This is a genomic window from Gemmobacter caeni (assembly GCF_003054195.1).
GTDB lineage: Bacteria > Pseudomonadota > Alphaproteobacteria > Rhodobacterales > Rhodobacteraceae > Gemmobacter > Gemmobacter caeni.
The window spans coordinates 14,410-32,547 of record NZ_QBKP01000028.1 but is presented as its reverse complement, the minus strand read 5'-3'; the positions used below and the strand labels follow the sequence as shown (position 1 = coordinate 32,547).

Sequence of the window (18,138 nt, the reverse complement as noted above, 5' to 3'; positions counted from 1 at the left end):
TGAAACGCGCCCCTCGCAGCCGTCAACGCCATGATTTATATGCGAAATATCACGATTACGACAGCGAAATCAGCGACTTACTTGGAGAATGTGGGATCTATTACTATTACAAGTGGGCAAACACTGAGTCTTCGCTATGGATACGGTGTACAGGGGGATGTGTTCCTCACCGAAACTGCGTTCTAGGCTGCTCAGCAAATCGGATAGCTTGGCCGAATAGTGCCCCACTCGGCCCCACCCGTTGCCCCAGAGCCAACAAGACCGGCAGAAACCCTGTGGCGGTCTCCATCGTTCATCGAATCCTGGCACCCCAGCCAATCTTACAGACATGTGCGGTCGACCGAAGATCAGCCGCCTGATGCGGGCCTTCGAAGCCATTGCGATTGCCCTCAGCCCTTCCGGGCCAGGGCTTCGGTCAGCAGGGTGTGGACGGCATCGCCCGGTACGTCTTCGGCCACGAAGGCGCCGCCGATACCGCGGGCGAGGATGAAGCGCAGGCGGCCATCAATGACCTTCTTGTCCTGCCCCATCAGCGCCAGAAGCGCAGTGGCGTCCGGCAGATCGCCTGGAATATCCGCCATATCGACCTTCATCCCCATGGAGCGCAGATGGGCGCGAACGCGGCTGGGAGCCTCTTGCGAGCAAAGGCCAAGGCGCTGACTGAGCTCGAAAGCCAGCGCGCAGCCGATGGCGACACCTTCGCCGTGCAGCAGACGGTCGCTGTAGCCGGTGGCCTTTTCCAGCGCATGACAGAAGGTGTGACCGAGGTTCAGCAGGGCGCGGTCGCCCTCCTCTGTCTCGTCGCGCTCCACGATCCGGGCCTTCATCTCGACGGAACGGCGGACGGCATATTGCCGGGCGTCGGCATCACCGGCGGCCAGAGCGGGGCCGTTGGTTTCCAGCCAGTCGAAGAAAGCGGAATCGCCCAGAAGGCCGTATTTCACCACCTCGCCATAGCCCGACAGGAAATCGCGCGCGGGCAGGCTTTGCAGCACGTCAATATCCGCCAGAACCAGACTGGGCTGGTGGAAGGCCCCGACAAGGTTCTTGCCCTGTGCTGTATTGACGCCGGTCTTGCCGCCGACCGAACTGTCGACCTGGGCCAGAAGCGAGGTCGGGATCTGCACGAAGCGCACGCCCCGTCGCAGCACGGCGGAGGCGAAGCCGACCAGATCGCCGATCACCCCGCCGCCCAGTGCAATCACGATGTCCCGGCGTTCAACTTTCTGTTCCAGCAGCCATTCGACGGTGCGGGAAAACTCGGGCCAGCCCTTCGTCGCCTCACCGGGCGGAAGGATCAGCGCCTCGGAGACGATGCCCTCCGCCGCCAGCGCGGCTTGCAGTGGCGCCAGATGCACGGCGGCGACATGGGCATCGCTGACGATAGCCACGCGCTTGCGCCGCAGCAGCGGTGCGATTTCCTGCCCGGCGGCGCCGATCAGCCCGGTGCCGATACGCACATCATAGGCCCGCGCCCCCAGCGCGACATGAACGGTTTCGATGCCAGTCATGCGTCAGTCCTTTCCAGCACATCGGGTCGCGTCGCAAGGGCGGCAACCACGCGCTGTGCCATATCGTCGATTGAAAGTTCGGGCGCCGCATCCACCACCAGATCCGCCATCGCATAGAGCGGCACCCGCGCCTCATAGAGGTTGCGCAGCGTCTCGCGCGGGTTGGCGGTGCGCAGCAGCGGCCGGGTCGTCTTGTGCCGCACGCGTTGCCAGAGCAGATCCAGATCGGCCCGAAGCCAGACCGAAACCCCTGCCCCGCCGATCAGTGCGCGATTCTGTTCGGCCAGAAAGGCACCACCGCCGGTCGACAGGATACAGGGCGTTCCACGCAGCAGGCGGCCCAGTACCTCGGTCTCGCGGGCGCGGAAGAACGGCTCGCCGTCGCGTTCAAAGATTTCGGCGATGCTGCGCTGCGCGGCCTGCACGATTTCTTCGTCGGAATCACGGAACGGAACCCCCAGAAGCCGCGCCACGGCGGTACCCACCGCCGTCTTGCCCGCACCCATCATCCCGACAAGCGCCACGGTCTTCTTCAGTCGGTCCATCCCCTTCGCCCTTTTTTCCTTCATTCTGCGGCCCGTCCGGCAATCGACTGCCGGTCGCAGAAAGTTTTGCCCTGAATGGCGTGAACTTGCGCAAAATGCCATATATAATCGTCGGCAAACCCCCGCCGGTCGCGGTGACGGGGAATAAACATCACGTCAGAGGGCCGGGCATATGGGGCGCATCATCAAACTTCTTCTGCTGCTGGCCATGCTGGGCTTCGTGGGGCTTGCGGGCTATGCCTATTTCGGCCTGCCCGACCCTGAGCCGCGCGAAATTTCGGTGCCGGTGACACTTGATGCGAATTGAGACGCGGCGACTCGCGGCGATTCTCTGCCTGACCCTGGGCGGAGCGATGCCGGCGCGGGCCGACAATCCGATGTCGGCCATCGACTGGCTGTCGAAATCCGTTGCAGCGCCCGGATCGCATCGCGCCACACCACCGCAGGGTGGCAAGATCCCCAGTTCGGTGCCACTGCCCGAACGGCCCGCCAATGAACCGGCGGTCACCAAGGATGCGCGTCCGGCAGAGGTGACGGTGACGGTGCTGGGCGCCCCCACCCCCGACAGTGTGGGGCTGTTGCCTGCCGAACGCACCGGCCTGCCGCGTGATCTGTGGGGGCTGACCCGTGCGAGCGACCTTGCCCGCACCATCACCGAAGCGGAAGAGCCGGTCCTGCCCACCCTCCAGGGATTGTTCAGCACGCTTCTGCTGGCCGAGGCCAATCCGCCGGTCGACAGCGGGCCGGAGGGACGGCTTTTGCTGGCGCGGATCGACAAGCTGCTGGCGATGGGGGCACTGGATCAGGCCTCGGGGTTGATCCAGCTGGTGCGCGCGCGCACGCCTGAGCTGTTCCGCCGCCGGTTCGACATTGCGCTGCTCACCGGGCAGGAAGACAGTGCCTGCATCGAGATGCAATCCTCACCGCATCTGGCGCCGACACTGACGGCGCGGGTGTTCTGCCTGGCACGGGCGGGCGACTGGAACGCCGCCGCCCTGACGCTGAACACTGCCCGCGCGCTTGGCCAGGTGGAGCCGGAAGACGAGGTTTTGCTGGTGCGGTTTCTCGATGCCGAACTGGCTGACAGCATCCCCTCGCTGCCTCCGCCTCCCCAGCCGACACCGCTGGTCTGGCGCATCTACGAGGCGATCGGCGAGCCCCTGCCAACGCTCGGTCTGCCCATCGCCTTTGCCCATGCCGAATTGCGGCCGCAGGCGGGCTGGAAGGCGCAGGTTGAAGCGGCAGAACGGCTGTCACGCGTGGGGGCCATCACCCCAAATCTTCTGCTGGGCATGTATACCGCGCGGGCGCCTGCCGCCTCTGGCGGGGTATGGGACCGGGTCGATCTGTTCCAGCGCTTCGATGCCGCGCTGTCCGGTGGCGACCGCACGCGGATTGCGCGCATCCTGCCTGATGTCTGGCAGGCGATGGTCGGGGCGGAGCTGGAATCGACCTTTGCCGCCCTTTATGGTGACCGGCTGATGCAGGTGGGCCTGACCGGCGATGCCGCTACGCTGGCCTTTCACATCGCACTGCTGTCGCCCGCCTATGAACGGGCCGCGAAGGACCGTGCCGGAGCGGTATCGCAGCCGGATGTGCAGGAGGCGTTCCTCATCGGGCTTGCGCGCGGAAAAATCAACGGGCTGACGCCGCCTGACAGCATGTCGCGCGCCATTGCCCCGGCTTTCCTTGCGCCGGAAATCACCGCCGAGCCGCAGCGCCTGCTGGACGAACGGCGCTTTGGCGAGGCGCTGCTGTGGGCGATTGCGCGGGTCGGCCGCGGCGTGCATGGCGATCCGCGCGGCGTGGCCGAGGGCCTGTCTCTGCTGCGGCGCATGGGACTGGAGGATGCCGCCCGCCGCACCGCGCTGGAGCTTCTGCTGCTGGAGCGGCGCGGATGACCGCACCCGCCGGTATGGAGCGCTGGATCTCGACCTTTCTCGACGCTCAGGCGGCCGAGCGTTCGGCTGCGCGCAATACGCGGCTGGCCTACGGGCGCGACCTGCTGGATTTCGCAGGCTGGCTCAGGCATCGCAAACAGGATTTCACCTCGGTCGACCGCGAGGGGGTGGAGCATTACCTGATCTCCTGCGAGGCCGGGGGCCTGTCGCCCGCCACCCGCGCACGGCGGCTGTCCGCCATCCGGCAGTTGTTCCGCTTTGCGCATGAGGAGGATTGGCGGGCCGACAATCCGGCGCTGCGTCTGTCTGCGCCGGGGCGCGAAAAGAAACTGCCCCAGGTTCTGAGCCATGACGAGGTTGACCGCCTGCTGGAGGCTGCGCGCGACAAGGGCCGCTCGCTGGACGACCAGATCCGCAATCGCGCGCTGGTGGAATTGCTGTATGCCACCGGGATGCGGGTTTCGGAACTGGTCGAACTACCGGTTGCGGCGGTGCGGGGTGATCCGCAGATGATCCTCGTGCGCGGCAAGGGCGGGAAAGAGCGCATGGTGCCGCTCTCCCCCCCGGCGCGCGAGGCGGTGGCCGACTGGCTCGCCCGGCGCGACCGGGCCGAAGAGGCTGCGCGCAAGGAAGGCGCCGCCCCGTCGAAATACCTGTTTCCGGGGCGCGGCGCGGCCGGGCATCTGACACGCAACCATTTCTACATCCTGATCAAGCAGATTGCGGTTCTGGCCGGGGTCTCCCCCGGAAAGGTCACACCCCATACGTTGCGCCATGCCTTCGCAACGCATCTGCTGGCCGGGGGTGCCGATCTGCGCGTGATCCAGACCCTTCTGGGCCACGCAGATGTTGCAACGACCGAGATCTATACCCACGTTCTCGACGACCATCTGAAATCCCTTGTTCTGACCCATCACCCTCTGGCCCGAAGGACCGAAGACGAATGACCCCCGAGACTGCCGAAGCTGCCGCGCCGTTGCTGGAAACGGCCGACTGGATCATGGCGGGGGCCATCGTCTGCCTTCTGTTGCTGTCGGCCTTCTTTTCCGGCTCGGAAACCGCGCTGACCGCTGCCTCGCGCGGTAAGCTCAAAGCGCAGGCAGACAAGGGATCGACCGGCGCCGCCGCCGCCATGCGGGTGACGGAAGACAGCGAGCGCATGATCGGCGCGCTGCTGCTGGGCAACAATATCGTCAATATCCTGTCGGCCTCGCTGGCGACCGCACTGCTGACCCGGCTGGTCGGCGCGAATGGCGTGGCGCTGGCAACCTTTGTGATGACAGCGCTGGTTCTGGTCTTTGGCGAGGTGCTGCCGAAAACCCTGTCGATCACCTATCCCGAACAGGTCGCGGCCCGCGTCGCGCCGATCATCCGCATTCTGATGGTGATTTTCTCGCCGGTCGTTTTGCTGGTGCGCATTCTGGTGCGCGGGCTGCTGCGGCTGATGGGTCTGAAGCCTGACCCCGAGGGCCGGATGCTCGCGATGCGCGAGGAAATCGTGGGCGCCATTGCGCTGGGCCATTCGGAAGGCGCGGTGGAAAAGGAAGACCGTGACCGCCTGCTGGGTGCCCTGCATCTCGGGGACCGCGCGGTGGAAGAGGTGATGCGCCACCGCCGCCATATCGAGATGGTCGATGCCGATCTGCCGCCCGAGGCGATCCTGACGCAGGTTCTGTCGTCGCCGCATACCCGCCTGCCGCTTTATCGTGGTGACAGCGAGAACATCGTCGGCGTGATCCATGCGAAGGATCTGCTGCGCGAGGTCGAACGCGTGCTGCGCCAGAATTCGGGCAAATCCGACGCGCTGTCCGAACTCGACGTGATGAAAGTGGCGATGAAGCCCTATTTCGTGCCCGAGACCACGACGCTGGATGAACAGATGCGCGAGTTCCTCAAGCGGCGCACGCATTTCGCCATCGTCGTCGATGAATATGGCGCTATTCAGGGCCTGATCACGCTGGAGGACATCATCGAGGAAATCGTCGGCGACATTACCGACGAATTCGATGTGGTGCAGAAGGAAGAGGCGCTGAGCCGCGACGAAAACGGCGATTACGTCGTCGACGGCGCCATGACGATCCGGGACCTGAACCGCGCGATGGACTGGCACCTGCCCGATGACGAAGCCAACACGATTGCCGGTCTGGTGATCCACGAGGCGCAGATGATCCCCGCCGAAGGGCAGGCTTTCAGCTTCCACGGCTTCCGCTTTGAAGTCGCAGCCAAACGCGAAAACCGGCTGACTCGGCTGAAAGTTCGTCCGCTGTAAGGGGCTATATCCCCTGCGGCTGCGGATCGCGGATCAGAAGATCCCGATCCGCGCCGACAGACCGTCGGTCGTGGTGAGGTCTTCCAGCACCAGCATGTTGCCGCGGCCGAAATCGAACACCACCCCTGCCTCGGTAACCGAGGCGAATTTCTCGACCACCTGGCGCGCGTTCAGCTTGCCGGTCCAGAGATTGTCGTCAAAGGCCAGCCGGTCACGCTCGGCCATGCTGAAATCCATCACCCGGTCCGCGCCATGGCCCTTGCCCAGAACGAAGGTGTCGGCCCCGGCCCCGCCATACAGCATGTCCGATCCCGCCTCCCCGGCGAGCCGGTCCTTGCCGGCACCGCCGTAAAGCTTGTCGCCCTGCTGCCCGCCGGTCAGCGTGTCATTGCCGAAATCACCATACAGCCGATCCCGGCCCTTGCCCCCGGACAGCGCGTCATTGCCGCCGCCGCCACGCAGGACGTCATTGCCGCCCTCACCCGACAGCGTGTTGCGCGCGCTGTTGCCGGTCAGGATATTGCCCTTGTCATTGCCGGTCAGCCCGGCCTCGACAACCCCGAGGAGTTCGGCCCGTGCGATGCCGCTGATCAGCGTGACATCGCCGGAGACCTTCAGCACAGATCCGTTGACCAGATCGACCTTCACGTTGCCTTCGGCCAGATCGACGCCGATCGTGATGGCCTTGCCGATCTTTACCGTCACGTCGCTGCCCATCTTGGCCGACACGGCATAGCCGCCCGCGCCCGTGGTGGTGTCGCGGTCCCCCTTGAGGACAGAGATTTTCAGACCCGACCGGCCCTCGCCCATTGAATAGAATCCGTCGCCATCCCGGTCGGAATAGGCGACCCCGGTGACCCAGGCCCGGCTTGCGACCTTGCCGAAATCGGTCACCGCGACCGAGACCGGCACACCGGAGACAGTGCCGCGCTCCTGCGCGTAACCGATCTCGCGGAATTCATCGCGCAGGATGTTCAGGCGGTGACCCGGGCTGTTCATCCAGTCCGCATGATGCGCCACGACGCTTTTTTCGAAGGTGGTGCCGTTGTAATCCCGCAGCGTCAGGTTTTCCCCGACCCAGTTGGCACCGCTGCCCCCGTTGTAGTCCGCATCATAAATGCGGTCGGCATACGAATTCTTGCCGGGGCCATAGTGATAGGGAAGATAGTTCTGTTGGAGGTCCGGCCAGCTCAGCCCGTTCTTGGACGGGGAGCCGATCCACACCGCATAGGCCTGGGCCGAGCTTTCCAGATGTTCCTGCGGGGCCAGAGCCTCCTTGGCTGTGGCCTTGATGGTTCCGGAGGCCAGCCCGTCGTTCAGGGACGACAGGCCAAGACGCTTCATCTCAGCCAGCGGATCGAGCCGGGCACGGTTGATCAGTTCAAGCGCATATTGCTCGGCATTCGTCAGCGGCATTCACTTGCTCCCCATCACACGCGCATTATGCGCCAGTCTGGTATATTGGGTCAAATAACGGCACGCATGTGACGCTCCCGTGCCATTTCTCGGGTCATTTCTTGCCGAAAAGTGTGCCCAGAACGCCACGGATAACCGCCTGCCCGGATTTGGTGCCCAGTTGCCGGGCAAAGCTTTTGGCAAAGGCCTCGCCCACGCTGTCGCTGCGTGAACTGCTGCTGCGGCTGGTAGTGCGCGGCCGTTCGGCGCTGCTGCCGCCTTTCGGGTCGTAGCGGCGGGCATTGCGGAACTCCTCGATTTCCTTGCGGTCGATCTTCCAGTCGCTGCCCGCCTTTTCCCGTGCCTTTGCCTCATCCTGCGCCGCCGCCTCGCGCGCGGCGGCCTCTGATCGCGCCCGCAGCCGCTCATAGGCGGAATCGCGGTCGATCAGCGTCTCGTATTTGCCTTTCACCGGCGAGGCGGCAAGGATCGCCGCCCGCGTCTCAGCCGGGATCGGGCCGATCTGTGAGGCAGGGGGCCGGATCAGCGTACGTTCCACCATGCCGGGCACGCCCTTTGCCTCCAGAAAGGAAGTTACGGCTTCGCCGGTACCGACTTCGCGGATCGCATCTTTCGTATCGAAGCGCGGATTGGGGCGATATGTTTCGGCCGCGCGTGTCAGTTCCACCTGATCGCGACCGGTGAACGCGCGCAGCGCATGCTGCACCCGGTTGCCCAACTGGCCGAGGATCTTGTCGGGCACATCGGCCGGGTTCTGGGTAATGAAATAGACCCCCACCCCTTTCGAGCGGATCAGCCGCGCCACCTGCTCGACCTTGTCGACCAGGCCTTTGGGTGCCCCGTCAAACAGCAGATGCGCTTCATCGAAGAAGAACACCAGCTTCGGCTTGTCGGGGTCGCCCACCTCGGGCAACTCCTCGAACAGTTCCGACAGCAGCCACAGCAGGAAGGTCGCGTACAAACGCGGCGCCTGCATCAGCTTGTCGGCGGCAAGGATATTGACGCGGCCCCTGCCCTGCGCATCGGTCTGCATCAGATCGGCCAGCGCCAGCGCCGGTTCGCCGAACATCTTTGCCCCGCCCTGATTTTCCAGCACCAGAAGCCGCCGCTGGATCGCTGCCGCCGATTCCGCCGAAACAAGACCATAACGGGCCGAGATCGCCTTCGCATTCTCGGCGATGAAGGTCAGCATGGCTTGCAGGTCTTTCAGATCCAGCAGCGGAAGCTGTTCGTCATCCGCCAGCCGGAAGGCCACGTTGATCACGCCTTCCTGCGGTTCGGTCAGTTCCATCAGCCGCGACAGCAGCAAGGGGCCCATCTCGGAGACGGTAGTGCGGACGGGGTGGCCCTGCTCGCCATAAAGATCCCAGAAGGTGACAGGCGGCGCGTCATAAACCAGATCCAGCCCGATGGTCGCGGCGCGCTTCATAAAGGCGTCATGCAGCTTGCCCTCGGGTGAACCGGGCACCGCCAGCCCACCCAGATCGCCCTTCACATCCGACAGGAAGACCGGCACACCGGCGGCGGAGAACCCTTCCGCCAGGATTTGCAGCGTGATCGTCTTGCCCGTGCCCGTCGCCCCGGCGATCAGCCCGTGACGGTTGCCGTATTTCAGCAAGAGCTGCTGCGGCGTGCCATAGCCCTCGCCACCACCGCCCAAGAAGATCATCCCCTGCTCAGCACTCACAATCCGCCCTTTCCTGCCGGTCCACGCCTGCGCGCGCCTTGAAAATACAGTGTTAAGAGCTTTGTGCCAGTCTGATCTGGTCTCAGGCGCCCTTGCGGTTTTCCGCAGCGCGCCGGGGCGGTGACTTCCTCCCTGTCGACTGGCCGCGCCTGTCCGGGCGCGGCTTTTTTCCGTAAAAGCTGACTGCCGGAAACGTCGTTTTTCTTCACGAAAGCGTCAAAAATAGATGTTGACCTGTGGCCGCACAGGCCGTAGCGTCAGCCTCAATGAAGTCGGCCAGTCCGACAGGGAGCAATATCCGTTGAGGAAAAGGGCCGGGTTACCGGCCCTTTTTCATTTTGCGGGCCGCCTGTCGCGTTTCGTGATCCGGCCGCGCGGCAATTCGCCGCCCATGCCTCACATTCGTGTTCATGGCCCCGTTTTCCGGCCTGACACCCTGCCCGCCGCATGCTAAACGGGCGGCCATCATGATTTGAGGAACAATCGCTATGCCGATGATTGATATGACCAAGGCTCTGGCTGTCACGCTGTCCTTCGGTCTGGCAGGTGCAGCGCTGGCGCAGGAAACCGCGCCGACCGAGACCCAGCCCGCCGACACCACCACGACGCAGGCGCAACCGGAAACCACCGCTCCGGCGGAACCCGCTCCGGCCCCGGCACAGCCCGCTCCGGCGGCTCAGCCGGCCGATGGCCCCGGTTCGATCTATGTCAAGGAAACCTATGACGACTGGGCCGAACGCTGCATGCGCGGTGCCGAAGGCCAGCCGGACCTTTGCCAGCTTTACCAGCTTCTGAAAGACGAGCAGGGTAATCCGGTCGCCGAGATCGGCATGTTCCCGCTGCCCAAGGGGGAAAAGGCGCAGGCCGGTGCCTCGATCACCGCGCCGCTGGAAACCCTGCTGACCGAAAACATCGTCATCGCCATCGATGGTGGCAAACCGAAGGTCTATCCCTTCTCGTGGTGTGACCGCGCCAGCTGCGTTGCCCGCATCGGCTTCACCGCCGAGGAAGTGGCGACGATGAAGAAGGGCAACAAGGCGACCATGACCATCGTTCCGGTGGCCGCGCCTGATCAGAAGGTCGTTCTGAACATCTCGCTGAAGGGCTTCACCAAGGGCTTTGACGCGCTGCCCGCTCCGGCTGCGGCGAACTGATCGCCTGACGGATGAAAAAGAAAGGCCGCGCCTGAGGCGCGGCCTTTTGCTATGGCGCGCGGCGCAGGGCCAGCACCGCATTCATGCCGCCAAAGGCAAAGGCATTCGACAGCACCACCGGCACCCGCGCCTGCCGCGCCACATTCGGCACAACATCCAGCGCACATTCGGGGTCCGGCTCCTCATAACCGATCGTCGGCGCGATGATATCCTCGCGCAGGGCCAGCAGACAGGCCAGCATCTCGATGGCGCCGGTGCCGCCGATGGCATGCCCGTGCATCGCCTTGGTCGAGGAAATCATCAGCCGGTCTGCATGCGGCCCGAAGACATCTGCAATCGCGGCACATTCTGTCTTGTCATTGGCCGAGGTGCCGGTGCCATGCGCATTGATATAGCCCACATCCTCCGGGTTCAGCCCCGCGTCGCGCAGCGCCCCGGCAATGGCCCGCGCCGCCCCCTGTTTAGAGGGCATCACGATATCCGAGGCATCCGACGTCATGGCGAAGCCGATCACCTCGGCCAGGATCTCGGCCCCGCGTCGGCGCGCCTGTTCGTATTCCTCGAAGAAATAGATCGCAGCACCTTCGCCCTGCACCATACCGGAACGGTTGAGGCTGAACGGACGGCAGGCGTCGGTGGACATGACGCGCAAGCCCTCCCAGGCCTTGATGCCGCCGAAACACAGCATCGCCTCGGCCCCGCCGGTCAGCATGGCGCGGCAGGCGCCCGACCGGATCATCTGGAAGGCCAGCCCCATCGCATGATTGGAACTGGCGCAGGCAGTGGCCACCGTGAAGCTCGGCCCCTTGATGTTGAATTCCATCGACAGGTGGCTGGCAGCGGCGTTGTTCATCAGTTTCGGCACGACGAAGGGGTGAACCCGGTTCTTCCCCTCCTCATAGACGGCACGATAATTCTCGTCCTGCGTGGTCAGCCCGCCCCCGGCGGTGCCCAGAACCACGCCGGTCTCGTAGCCAAGATGCCCGTCGAAATCGAGCCCGGCCTGCGCCACCGCTTGGCGCGCCGCGTGCAGGGTGAACTGCGTATAGCGGTCGTACAGCAGGATCTGCTGGCGGCTGAAATGTTCCTCCGGGTGCCAGCCCTTGACCTGCGCCCCGATCTTCACGTTCAGCCTGTCGACGTCGCGGATGTCCAGCGGCCCGATTCCACCCCGGCCCTCGCGCATCGCGGCGAAGGTGCTCTGCACATCCTGGGCCAGCGCGTTGATCGTGCCCGCGCCGGTAATGACCACACGCTTCATGCAGCCTTCCGCGCCACCAGCCCCTCGACCGCCGCGATCACCGCCGCGACCGAGGAAATGTCGAACTGCGACTTGCCCGGTTCATTGGCGTTGAACGGCACCGAAATGTCGAAAGCTTCCTCGATGGCGAAGATGCTTTCCACCAGACCGAGGCTGTCGAGCCCCAGATCCTCCAGGCTGTCCTCCATGCGGATGTCGGCGGTGTCCATCACCGCCTGCTCCGCCAGAATGGCGATCACCCGTTCCTTGACGCTCTCACCCATGCCACACTCCTGATGCCCGAGATTGCCCGTCGGATTATCAAGACTTTGCAACAACTTTCTGAAGTTCCGCAACCGCCGCCGCCAGACGCGGCAAGCGGCGCAAGGCCTTGTTGATCTCGATCTGGGTTTCCATCTTCACCGCAGGATACCCCAGCAGCACCCGACCCGCAGGCGCATTGGTGAAGATCTTGGTCGCCCCGCCAGCGATCACATCGTCGCCGACAAAGATATTGTCATTCACACCACATTGCCCGGCCAGCACCACACGGTCGCCGATTCTGGACGATCCGGCAATGCCGACCTGCCCGCAGAGGAGGCAATCGCGGCCCACCTGCACATTATGCCCGATATGCACCAGATTATCGAGCTTGGTGCCCGATCCGATGGCGGTATCGCGGATGGTGCCGCGGTCGATGCAGGCGTTGGCGCCGATTTCCACATCGTCGCCGATGGTGACGGCCCCCAGAGAGTGAATGCGCGTCCAGGTTTGTTCGCGGATTTCGTCACGTTGTCCAAGGGTTGAGCGGATTTCTTCAACCCCGCTGCGCTCCGGTGTGACGAAACTGAACCCATCGGCCCCGATCACCGCGCCGGGCTGGCAGATGAAGCGGTCGCCGATGGTGACCCGCGCCCCGATGCGCGCGCCTTGCAGGATCAGCGCATCCGCCCCGATGGTCGCGCCTTCCGCAATGCTGACATGGCCCGCGATGCGGGCATTCGGCCCGATCCGTACGCCCGCGCCGATGGTCACGAAAGGCCCGATGGCCGCACCGGCGCCGATTTCTGCTGTGGGGTCGATGACGCTCATCGCATGTACGCCGGGGGCGATAGCCGGGCCTGCGTCCAGCATCCGGCTGAGGCCCGCCATGGCGAGCCGGCCGCGCGGCGCGAAGATGGCCGCCTCCAGCCCCAGTTCCTGCCAGTCCGCACCGGGCCAGAGCATTGCCGCCCGCGCCTGCCCTTTGGCAAGCCCCCCCGCATATTTCGGGTCCAGCGCCAGAGCAAGCGCCTCGGGCCCTGCCGAATGAGGCTCCGCCGCGCAAGAGACTGTCAGGTCAAGGTTTCCGGCCGCCTCGGCACCAAGGGCGGTAGCAATGTCGCGGATCGTATGGGCCATGGCATCCTCTTGTCCGGGGCAACCGGCGCCCCGGTCCAGATTTAGCCCTGTTGACCGCCCGGCGCCACCCCGGCCGCAATCAGTGCCTGATAGATGGCCGCGTCACGGCCGTAGATGTCGCGCCGGTAATTCATCTCACCCTTCGGTCCCGGGAAGGCGGTGAAATAGACCAGATGCACCGGCACATGCTGTTCAAGCTTGATCGCCTGCTCGCGTCCGGATTTCAGCACACCCTGGAACAGCCCGACCGGATCATCGCTTTGCGCCCCCAGAAGCGCATAGGCAAAGTCGAAGGGATCGCCCAGCCGGACACAGCCGTGGCTGAAGGCGCGGACCTCGCGCTGAAACAAAGATTTCGAAGGCGTATCATGCAGATAGATGTTCCACTGGTTCGGGAACATGAACTTCACCAGCCCCAGCGCATTGCCATCCGAAGGCGGCTGGCGCATGGCAAAGGGGAAATTCGCCGCCGTATACTTGCCGAAATTGATCGAGCCGCGATCCACCACCCGGCCCCGGCTGTCGACGATCTTCAGATGACCCGCCGCATTCGGGTTCTTCTTCAGAAGCGGCAGGTATTCCTTGGTGGTGATCGAGCGCGGCACGGACCAGCTCGGGTTCACAACCATATATTCCATCTCGTCCGAAAATTCGGGCGTGCGCTGATCAGGGACATTCTTGCCGATGACCGCGCGGGTAACGAAGGTTTCCTTGCCATCGTCGATGATCCGGGCCGTGAAATCGGTCTGGTTGACCCAGATATGCCGCCGCCCGCGCTCGATATTCATCCAGCGCTCGCGCTCCAGCGCCACGAGAACGGATTTCAGCCGCTGTTCGGGCGGCACGTTCATCTCGGTCAGGGTGCTTTCGTCCACGATGCCGTCGGCGTTCAGCCCGTGCGCAAGCTGAAAGCGCTGAACGGCGCGCTGGATCTCGGCGTCATAATCGCGGCTGGCAGAGAGCGAGAGATATCCCATGGCGACCAGACGGTCACGCAGGGCCACCACCGCGTCACCGCTGCTGCCGGGTTTGGGGCGGCTCGTCAGTTCAGCCCCCCAGCCGCCACGGGCAATCTGACGCTCGATCCCTATTTTGGCCTTGATCAGCTGCGCATAAGCCGGCGCGGTCGGCGCCAGCGACCCCAGAAAACCGGCCAGATCCCCGGCTTCTGCGACCGTCAGAACCTGCGCATCCTCAAGACGCGGCAGGGTGCGCACGATGGTCGAGTCGATCTTCTTCGGCTCCAGCACACCGGAATGAAGGTCGTGCGCGTAATCCAGGAGCGCCCGCGTCATCCGAACCTCGATGCGGGCGCGGTCGCCTTCGGTCCGGGCGGCGCGCAGGGCCTCAGCCAGAGCACGGGCATCATAGCGTTGCACCGGCAGGCCGTGATCGGCCGCCCGCGACAGCGCCCCCAGCAGGATGGCGCGCCGTTCGGCAGAATCGGCGGCGGTCCAGATCGGCTGGTAGTTTCGTTTCGCATAAAAGGCCGAAAGCGCGTCATCCTTCGCGGCGGCAATCGCCACGGTCTGCGCGAAGGGGCTGATCTGCGGCTGCGCCGACAGCGGCGCGGCGGCCAGCATCAGGGCCAGCGCACAGGGCATCGCCTTGCGGCGCGGACGAAGAAAACGCGGCATCTTGACCTCGAACAATTCAACTTCGTGCAAATTTCGGAGATTTGGCGCCCCGAGTCCACTCACATCCGGTTCAGACCGTTGCGCGAATACCTGAATCAAGGGGTGAATTTGTCACATTTCGGCAACTCAGCCGCGAAATGCCGATCGGTTCCCTGCGCTGAGCCGGATTCAGCAAATATTTGCCGATCGGGCGTTCAATGACCCCTGCGGACGATCTGGCCCCTTCTGTTGCGATTCGACTTGTGTCATACAATTCGTGCACTTGGGCAAAAGTGGCAGAGCCGTACGAAAAGCGGCATAAGAAGACCGAAGGACAGGCTTTCACATGAGCATGGCAGAAAAAACCGGGTTCACGCGGCGGGGCCTTCTTGGTGTGTTCGCGGCAACCGCGGTTGTGGCAGCACCCACCTACTCCAACGCTTTCGGGCTGTTGCGGGGCGCAGGCGATATCCGGCGTATCCGGATGTATTCGGGTCGGACGGGCGAAAGCCTTGATACGATCTACTGGATCGAAGGGAAGTACATCCCCGAAGTCCTGAAGGAAATTAACCATTTCATGCGCGATTGGCGCACCGATCAGGCCGTATCCATGGATGCGCGCACGGTCGACATCATGGCAGCCTCGCACCGTCTTCTGGATGTGTCCGAGCCGTTCATGCTGCTGTCGGGCTATCGCAGCCCGAAGACAAACGCGATGCTGCGGTCGAAATCGGGCGGCGTGGCGAAAAACTCGCTGCATATGAAGGGTCAGGCAGCCGATCTGCGGCTGAAATCGCGCTCGGTAGGTCAGATGGCCCGCGCGGCGGAATCCTGTGCCTCGGGTGGTGTGGGCCGGTATTCCGGGTCCAACTTCGTTCATATGGATTGCGGCCCGGTCCGGCACTGGGGCGGCTGAGCCCCGGCCGGGAGGAACGAAAAAGGGCGCCTTCGGGCGCCCTTTTCAATCAGCCCTCTGCCTCGCCCGCGCCGCTTTCGGCCTGACGCCCACGGAAGCCCATGGCGACCACGAACTTTTCCGAACTGTCGGAGCGGCTGGCGGGCGGCTTCACATTGGCGACCTTGGTGAAGTTCTTCTTCAGCATGGTCTGCATCTCGATCTCGGCGCCGCCGGCCAGAACCTTGGCGACAAAGGTGCCGCCATCCTCCAGCACGTCAAAGGCAAAGGCCAGCGCGGCCTCGACCAGCGCGATAATGCGCAGGTGATCGGTGCCCTTGTGCCCCGAGGCAGCGGCGGCCATGTCCGACATCACCACATCCGCGCGGCCCCCAAGCCAGCCCTTCACCTTGTCATCGGCATCATCCGCCAGAAAGTCGAGCTGGTGAATATCGGCCCCCGCAATCGGCTCCACCTCCTGCAAATCGACGCCCAGCACGGTTCCCAGCGGTTTTTTCGGGTTCTGCCCCAGCGCATTCACCCGCTCCACCGCGACCTGGCACCAGCCTCCCGGCGCGCAGCCAAGGTCCACCACCCGCGCACCGGGTTTCAGGAAGCCGTATTTGTCATCGAGTTCCAGAATCTTGAAGGCCGCGCGGCCGCGATAGCCTTCGCGTTTCGCGCGCTGGACGTAGGGATCGTTCAGCTGCCGTTCGAGCCAGAGAGTCGAGGACAGCTTGCGCCCCTTGGCGGTCTTGACCCGGACCCGCAGGTCGCGCTGGCCCCGGCCGGAAGTGTTCTTGGGCGGTGTCGTCATGTATATGGTCCGTCTTCCAGAACGCCGTCGGCGCTCATCTGTGCGTAAAGAAGCCCTTCGCGCAATCCGCGATCCGCCACCGACAATCGGTCGGTCGGCCAGATTCGCATCAGCGCCTGAAGGATGGCCGCGCCGGACATGATCAGCGAATGCCGGTCACGGCCGATGCGGGGATCGGTGCGGCGGCCCTCGGGGCCAAGCGAAAGATAGTCGCGGATCACCGTGTCGATCTGGGACGAGGTCATGCGCAGCCCGTCCACCTTGGTGCGGTCATAGCGGCGCAGGCCCAGAAAGCTGGCGGCGACCGTGGTCACGGTGCCCGAGGTGCCGATGATCTGAAACCCCTCGCGCGGGTTTTCGGCGTTGTAGGGGGAAAAGCTGGCAAGGTTTTCCTCAAAGAACCAGCTCATCAGCGCAAAGCGGGCGGCATCGTCCTCGACATCCTGAAACTGATCTTTCAGCGTCGCCACCCCCAGCGGCACCGAGATCCAGTCCACCACCCGCGCGGCCGTGGCCGCGCCCGGCTGGTTGAAGCCCGAATGCAGTTGCATGATGGCGCGCTGCCGGTCCTCGGGGGCCACTTCGGAAAGGTCGATCCAGACCAGTTCGGTCGAACCACCCCCGATATCCACCACCAGCAACTGTTCGGTCCGGCGCGAGACCAGAGGCGCGCAGGAAATGACCGCCAGCCGCGCCTCTTCCTCGGGTGGGATGATTTCCAGCGACAGGCCGGTTTCACGACGGATCTGGCGCATCAGATCGCGCGCATTCCGCGCACGGCGACAGGCCTCGGTGGCGACAAGCCGCATCCGGCTGACGCCATGCTTTTCGATTTTCTTCTGACAGATGCGCAGGGCCTGAACGGTGCGCCCCATCGAGGCACGCGACAACCGGCCCGAGGCCTCCAGCCCCACGCCTAGCTGGACAGTCTTGGAAAAGCTGTCCACGACCTGAAACTGACTGCCCTTCGGCTGGGCGATCAGCATTCGGCAACTGTTGGTCCCCAGATCGAGCGCAGCATACAGCTGCGGCCCCGACCGGGTGTCATGAGGGGTCGACGGTTCGACCGCACCCGCCCCCATCAGGGCATCGGGCTGCGGGATCGCGTCCTCCCCCCGGGGACGCTCGGGCGCCATAATCCGCCCTCCATTTTCGGTTACCGTAAACGTAGACCCGTTGTCCCCCCCGCGCAAGCGCGGATACGCGGAACGGTCTGTGCGCCGATGCGCGGGCGCTCGCTTCCCGGCCTGCGACAAGGTAGATTTGCCGCTGTCGCGGACTGCGCGCCGGATGTCGAAATCCGACACTGCCGGTCGCTGGCCGACGCATAGAACGGGAAACACGCAACAGAGGGGAATCAGCGATGCCCGAGGTCACGATCGTTTACTGGCGGGACATTCCGGCCCAGGTCATCGTCGGCAAGGGCCGTCGGGGATCGAAAGTGCAACTGCCCGAACGCTTTGAGCAGGCGATCGACCGTTGCGCCATGAAGGTGGGGGCGAAGGACGCCGACGCCTATCTGGCTGAATGGCGCAAGGCCGCCCCCTACGAGGTGGAGGGTGAACCGGACCAGATCGCCCGCGACACCGCCGACCGTCTGGATGCCGAATATGACACCGCGCGCCTCAAGGCGCTGATCGAGGCCGAGGGCCGGGCCTGAGCGCCCCGCGCCCCATGTGAGGAGCT

Annotated in this window: 17 protein-coding genes; 7 read left to right on the top strand and 10 right to left on the bottom strand. The window is 64.3% G+C overall.

Features of this window, described 5'->3' with window-relative positions; translation table 11 throughout:
• Positions 1-389: 389 nt before the first annotated feature.
• Together aroB and C8N34_RS23710 are read right to left on the bottom strand one after the other, a co-directional pair.
• The gene (gene aroB / locus C8N34_RS23715) at positions 390-1,511 is read right to left on the bottom strand and encodes a 3-dehydroquinate synthase (RefSeq protein WP_108130775.1); all 1,122 of its coding nucleotides are present in this window, start codon (positions 1,509-1,511) and stop codon (positions 390-392) included.
• Positions 1,508-2,080, bottom strand: a complete 573-nt coding sequence (locus C8N34_RS23710; protein WP_082401024.1) for a shikimate kinase — start codon at positions 2,078-2,080, stop codon at positions 1,508-1,510. The genes aroB and C8N34_RS23710 overlap by 4 nt, the downstream gene beginning before the upstream one ends.
• A 148-nt stretch (positions 2,081-2,228) precedes the next feature.
• On the opposite strand from C8N34_RS23710, the gene C8N34_RS27200 reads away from it, so the two are divergent.
• Genes C8N34_RS27200 through C8N34_RS23695 form a run of 4 tightly spaced genes read left to right on the top strand, consistent with a single transcriptional unit; the run spans position 2,229 to position 6,226 of the window.
• A complete protein-coding gene (locus C8N34_RS27200; protein ID WP_255349802.1) occupies positions 2,229-2,363 on the top strand; it encodes a hypothetical protein in 135 nt (44 codons plus the stop codon).
• Complete coding sequence (locus C8N34_RS23705) at positions 2,353-3,957, top strand: hypothetical protein (RefSeq protein WP_108130774.1); 1,605 nt, start codon at positions 2,353-2,355, stop codon at positions 3,955-3,957. Before C8N34_RS27200 ends, C8N34_RS23705 begins: the two co-directional genes overlap by 11 nt.
• On the top strand, positions 3,954-4,904 hold the full coding sequence (locus C8N34_RS23700; protein WP_054303596.1) for a site-specific tyrosine recombinase XerD: 951 nt from the start codon (positions 3,954-3,956) through the stop codon (positions 4,902-4,904). The genes C8N34_RS23705 and C8N34_RS23700 overlap by 4 nt, the downstream gene beginning before the upstream one ends.
• The gene (locus C8N34_RS23695) at positions 4,901-6,226 is read left to right on the top strand and encodes an HlyC/CorC family transporter (protein ID WP_108130772.1); all 1,326 of its coding nucleotides are present in this window, start codon (positions 4,901-4,903) and stop codon (positions 6,224-6,226) included. The genes C8N34_RS23700 and C8N34_RS23695 overlap by 4 nt, the downstream gene beginning before the upstream one ends.
• Positions 6,227-6,259: 33 nt before the next feature.
• Here the strand turns inward: C8N34_RS23695 and C8N34_RS23690 are convergent, their stop codons facing one another.
• Together C8N34_RS23690 and C8N34_RS23685 are read right to left on the bottom strand one after the other, a co-directional pair.
• Positions 6,260-7,642, bottom strand: coding sequence for a CAP domain-containing protein (locus C8N34_RS23690; protein ID WP_108130771.1), 1,383 nt, complete (start codon positions 7,640-7,642; stop codon positions 6,260-6,262).
• A 94-nt stretch (positions 7,643-7,736) separates the two neighbouring features.
• The gene (locus tag C8N34_RS23685; RefSeq protein WP_108130770.1) at positions 7,737-9,311 is read right to left on the bottom strand and encodes a helicase HerA-like domain-containing protein; all 1,575 of its coding nucleotides are present in this window, start codon (positions 9,309-9,311) and stop codon (positions 7,737-7,739) included.
• Between the two features lie 506 nt (positions 9,312-9,817).
• Here C8N34_RS23685 and C8N34_RS23680 point away from each other — a divergent pair.
• On the top strand, positions 9,818-10,483 hold the full coding sequence (locus C8N34_RS23680; protein ID WP_108130769.1) for an invasion associated locus B family protein: 666 nt from the start codon (positions 9,818-9,820) through the stop codon (positions 10,481-10,483).
• Positions 10,484-10,532: 49 nt separating this feature from the next.
• Here C8N34_RS23680 and C8N34_RS23675 read toward each other — a convergent pair whose 3' ends face one another.
• The 4 genes from C8N34_RS23675 to C8N34_RS23660 are packed head-to-tail and all read right to left on the bottom strand — an operon-like array spanning position 10,533 to position 14,761.
• Complete coding sequence (locus C8N34_RS23675; protein WP_108130768.1) at positions 10,533-11,744, bottom strand: beta-ketoacyl-[acyl-carrier-protein] synthase family protein; 1,212 nt, start codon at positions 11,742-11,744, stop codon at positions 10,533-10,535.
• Positions 11,741-12,007: an acyl carrier protein gene (locus C8N34_RS23670; RefSeq protein ID WP_054303602.1), complete on the bottom strand. Its 267-nt coding sequence runs from the start codon at positions 12,005-12,007 to the stop codon at positions 11,741-11,743. The genes C8N34_RS23675 and C8N34_RS23670 overlap by 4 nt, the downstream gene beginning before the upstream one ends.
• A 37-nt stretch (positions 12,008-12,044) precedes the next feature.
• Positions 12,045-13,124: a UDP-3-O-(3-hydroxymyristoyl)glucosamine N-acyltransferase gene (locus C8N34_RS23665; protein ID WP_108130767.1), complete on the bottom strand. Its 1,080-nt coding sequence runs from the start codon at positions 13,122-13,124 to the stop codon at positions 12,045-12,047.
• A 41-nt stretch (positions 13,125-13,165) separates the two neighbouring features.
• Positions 13,166-14,761: a L,D-transpeptidase family protein gene (locus C8N34_RS23660; protein ID WP_108130777.1), complete on the bottom strand. Its 1,596-nt coding sequence runs from the start codon at positions 14,759-14,761 to the stop codon at positions 13,166-13,168.
• Between the two features lie 325 nt (positions 14,762-15,086).
• Here C8N34_RS23660 and mepK point away from each other — a divergent pair, with 325 nt between their 5' ends.
• Complete coding sequence (gene mepK, locus C8N34_RS23655) at positions 15,087-15,656, top strand: peptidoglycan L,D-endopeptidase MepK (RefSeq protein ID WP_054303604.1); 570 nt, start codon at positions 15,087-15,089, stop codon at positions 15,654-15,656.
• Positions 15,657-15,705: 49 nt separating this feature from the next.
• Here mepK and C8N34_RS23650 read toward each other — a convergent pair whose 3' ends face one another.
• Positions 15,706-16,452 carry an RlmE family RNA methyltransferase gene (locus tag C8N34_RS23650; protein ID WP_054303605.1) on the bottom strand — a complete coding sequence of 249 codons (747 nt, stop codon included), beginning with the start codon at positions 16,450-16,452 and terminating at the stop codon, positions 15,706-15,708.
• On the bottom strand, positions 16,449-17,588 hold the full coding sequence (locus C8N34_RS23645; protein ID WP_054303606.1) for a Ppx/GppA phosphatase family protein: 1,140 nt from the start codon (positions 17,586-17,588) through the stop codon (positions 16,449-16,451). Before C8N34_RS23645 ends, C8N34_RS23650 begins: the two co-directional genes overlap by 4 nt.
• A gap of 227 nt (positions 17,589-17,815) precedes the next feature.
• Between C8N34_RS23645 and C8N34_RS23640 the strand changes: the two genes are divergently transcribed.
• Positions 17,816-18,112, top strand: a complete 297-nt coding sequence (locus C8N34_RS23640) for a virulence factor (protein ID WP_054303607.1) — start codon at positions 17,816-17,818, stop codon at positions 18,110-18,112.
• Positions 18,113-18,138: the final 26 nt, after the last annotated feature.

Excerpts from the sequence above, each read along its gene's own strand:
- C8N34_RS27200 (WP_255349802.1), top strand. The coding sequence starts at position 2,229 with ATGGGGCGCATCATCAAACTTCTTCTGCTGCTGGCCATGCTGGGCTTC.
- mepK (WP_054303604.1), top strand. The coding sequence starts at position 15,087 with ATGAGCATGGCAGAAAAAACCGGGTTCACGCGGCGGGGCCTTCTTGGT.
- C8N34_RS23660 (WP_108130777.1), bottom strand. The coding sequence starts at position 14,761 with ATGCCGCGTTTTCTTCGTCCGCGCCGCAAGGCGATGCCCTGTGCGCTG.
- C8N34_RS23640 (WP_054303607.1), top strand. The coding sequence starts at position 17,816 with ATGCCCGAGGTCACGATCGTTTACTGGCGGGACATTCCGGCCCAGGTC.
- C8N34_RS23710 (WP_082401024.1), bottom strand. The coding sequence starts at position 2,080 with ATGAAGGAAAAAAGGGCGAAGGGGATGGACCGACTGAAGAAGACCGTG.
- C8N34_RS23675 (WP_108130768.1), bottom strand. The coding sequence starts at position 11,744 with ATGAAGCGTGTGGTCATTACCGGCGCGGGCACGATCAACGCGCTGGCC.
- C8N34_RS23690 (WP_108130771.1), bottom strand. The coding sequence starts at position 7,642 with ATGCCGCTGACGAATGCCGAGCAATATGCGCTTGAACTGATCAACCGT.
- C8N34_RS23645 (WP_054303606.1), bottom strand. The coding sequence starts at position 17,588 with ATGGCGCCCGAGCGTCCCCGGGGGGAGGACGCGATCCCGCAGCCCGAT.
- C8N34_RS23650 (WP_054303605.1), bottom strand. The coding sequence starts at position 16,452 with ATGACGACACCGCCCAAGAACACTTCCGGCCGGGGCCAGCGCGACCTG.
- C8N34_RS23665 (WP_108130767.1), bottom strand. The coding sequence starts at position 13,124 with ATGGCCCATACGATCCGCGACATTGCTACCGCCCTTGGTGCCGAGGCG.
- C8N34_RS23685 (WP_108130770.1), bottom strand. The coding sequence starts at position 9,311 with ATGATCTTCTTGGGCGGTGGTGGCGAGGGCTATGGCACGCCGCAGCAG.
- C8N34_RS23670 (WP_054303602.1), bottom strand. The coding sequence starts at position 12,007 with ATGGGTGAGAGCGTCAAGGAACGGGTGATCGCCATTCTGGCGGAGCAG.
- C8N34_RS23680 (WP_108130769.1), top strand. The coding sequence starts at position 9,818 with ATGCCGATGATTGATATGACCAAGGCTCTGGCTGTCACGCTGTCCTTC.
- C8N34_RS23700 (WP_054303596.1), top strand. The coding sequence starts at position 3,954 with ATGACCGCACCCGCCGGTATGGAGCGCTGGATCTCGACCTTTCTCGAC.
- C8N34_RS23695 (WP_108130772.1), top strand. The coding sequence starts at position 4,901 with ATGACCCCCGAGACTGCCGAAGCTGCCGCGCCGTTGCTGGAAACGGCC.
- C8N34_RS23705 (WP_108130774.1), top strand. The coding sequence starts at position 2,353 with ATGCGAATTGAGACGCGGCGACTCGCGGCGATTCTCTGCCTGACCCTG.
- aroB (WP_108130775.1), bottom strand. The coding sequence starts at position 1,511 with ATGACTGGCATCGAAACCGTTCATGTCGCGCTGGGGGCGCGGGCCTAT.